Origin of the sequence: Nocardia sp. NPDC060249 (genome assembly GCF_042728755.1) — a bacterium.
In the GTDB taxonomy this organism is placed as follows: domain Bacteria; phylum Actinomycetota; class Actinomycetes; order Mycobacteriales; family Mycobacteriaceae; genus Nocardia.
Map to the genome: position 1 here is coordinate 1 of NZ_JBHXAQ010000025.1, position 2,500 is coordinate 2,500.

The following is a 2,500-nucleotide window of genomic DNA, read 5'->3' on the forward strand; positions in this document are numbered from 1 at the left end:
GAAGTATATCATCGAGGATATTCTTTCAAAAAAAGTGTTGACGCTGAATCATAGGCATGGTATATTATTAAACGTCGCTGATGAACAGCAGACAACAACAAAAAGCTTCGGAAACAACTTAAAAAAAGTTGTTGACATAAAAGAAGCTGAGTGGTAAGATAATAAAGTTGCTTCAACAAGCGGTAATGATCTTTGAAAACTAAACAAGACAAAACGTACCTGTTAATTCAAAGTTTTAAATAAATCGCACAGCGATGTGCGTAGTCAGTCAAACTACTTTATCGGAGAGTTTGATCCTGGCTCAGGACGAACGCTGGCGGCGTGCCTAATACATGCAAGTCGAGCGGACAGATGGGAGCTTGCTCCCTGAAGTTAGCGGCGGACGGGTGAGTAACACGTGGGCAACCTGCCTGTAAGACTGGGATAACTTCGGGAAACCGGAGCTAATACCGGATGGTTGTTTGAACCGCATGGTTCAGACATAAAAGGTGGCTTCGGCTACCACTTACAGATGGACCCGCGGCGCATTAGCTAGTTGGTGAGGTAACGGCTCACCAAGGCAACGATGCGTAGCCGACCTGAGAGGGTGATCGGCCACACTGGGACTGAGACACGGCCCAGACTCCTACGGGAGGCAGCAGTAGGGAATCTTCCGCAATGGACGAAAGTCTGACGGAGCAACGCCGCGTGAGTGATGAAGGTTTTCGGATCGTAAAGCTCTGTTGTTAGGGAAGAACAAGTGCCGTTCAAATAGGGCGGCACCTTGACGGTACCTAACCAGAAAGCCACGGCTAACTACGTGCCAGCAGCCGCGGTAATACGTAGGTGGCAAGCGTTGTCCGGAATTATTGGGCGTAAAGGGCTCGCAGGCGGTTTCTTAAGTCTGATGTGAAAGCCCCCGGCTCAACCGGGGAGGGTCATTGGAAACTGGGGAACTTGAGTGCAGAAGAGGAGAGTGGAATTCCACGTGTAGCGGTGAAATGCGTAGAGATGTGGAGGAACACCAGTGGCGAAGGCGACTCTCTGGTCTGTAACTGACGCTGAGGAGCGAAAGCGTGGGGAGCGAACAGGATTAGATACCCTGGTAGTCCACGCCGTAAACGATGAGTGCTAAGTGTTAGGGGGTTTCCGCCCCTTAGTGCTGCAGCTAACGCATTAAGCACTCCGCCTGGGGAGTACGGCCGCAAGGCTGAAACTCAAAGGAATTGACGGGGGCCCGCACAAGCGGTGGAGCATGTGGTTTAATTCGAAGCAACGCGAAGAACCTTACCAGGTCTTGACATCCTCTGACAATCCTAGAGATAGGACGTCCCCTTCGGGGGCAGAGTGACAGGTGGTGCATGGTTGTCGTCAGCTCGTGTCGTGAGATGTTGGGTTAAGTCCCGCAACGAGCGCAACCCTTGATCTTAGTTGCCAGCATTCAGTTGGGCACTCTAAGGTGACTGCCGGTGACAAACCGGAGGAAGGTGGGGATGACGTCAAATCATCATGCCCCTTATGACCTGGGCTACACACGTGCTACAATGGGCAGAACAAAGGGCAGCGAAACCGCGAGGTTAAGCCAATCCCACAAATCTGTTCTCAGTTCGGATTGCAGTCTGCAACTCGCCTGCATGAAGCTGGAATCGCTAGTAATCGCGGATCAGCATGCCGCGGTGAATACGTTCCCGGGCCTTGTACACACCGCCCGTCACACCACGAGAGTTTGTAACACCCGAAGTCGGTGAGGTAACCTTTTAGGAGCCAGCCGCCGAAGGTGGGACAGATGATTGGGGTGAAGTCGTAACAAGGTAGCCGTATCGGAAGGTGCGGCTGGATCACCTCCTTTCTAAGGATTTTAACGGAATATAAGACCTTGGGTCTTATAAACAGAACGTTCCCTGTCTTGTTTAGTTTTGAAGGATCATTCGATTCTTCGAGATGTTGTTCTTTGAAAACTAGATAACAGAAGTAATTCACATTCAATTAGTAATACAAGATATCACGTAGTGATTCTTTTTAACGGTTAAGTTAGAAAGGGCGCACGGTGGATGCCTTGGCACTAGGAGCCGATGAAGGACGGGACGAACACCGATATGCTTCGGGGAGCTGTAAGCAAGCTTTGATCCGGAGATTTCCGAATGGGGAAACCCACCACTCGTAATGGAGTGGTATCCATATCTGAATACATAGGATATGAGAAGGCAGACCCGGGGAACTGAAACATCTAAGTACCCGGAGGAAGAGAAAGCAAATGCGATTCCCTGAGTAGCGGCGAGCGAAACGGGACCAGCCCAAACCAAGAGGCTTGCCTCTTGGGGTTGTAGGACACTCTGTACGGAGTTACAAAGGAACGAGGTAGATGAAGAGGTCTGGAAAGGCCCGCCATAGGAGGTAACAGCCCTGTAGTCAAAACTTCGTTCTCTCCTGAGTGGATCCTGAGTACGGCGGAACACGTGAAATTCCGTCGGAATCCGGGAGGACCATCTCCCAAGGCTAAATACTCCCTAGTGACCGATAG

Annotated in this window: 2 rRNA genes (1 of these 2 cut by a window edge); both read left to right on the plus strand. The window is 50.7% G+C overall.

The window, feature by feature from the left end:
• The first annotated feature begins 278 nt into the window (after window positions 1–278).
• Window positions 279–1,828: ribosomal RNA gene (locus tag ACFWFP_RS34380) — 16S ribosomal RNA — on the plus strand.
• Between the two features lie 175 nt (window positions 1,829–2,003).
• Window positions 2,004–2,500, plus strand: a 23S ribosomal RNA gene (locus tag ACFWFP_RS34385); it runs 2,433 nt beyond the window's last position.
• Together the 16S and 23S rRNA genes form the textbook arrangement of a ribosomal RNA operon.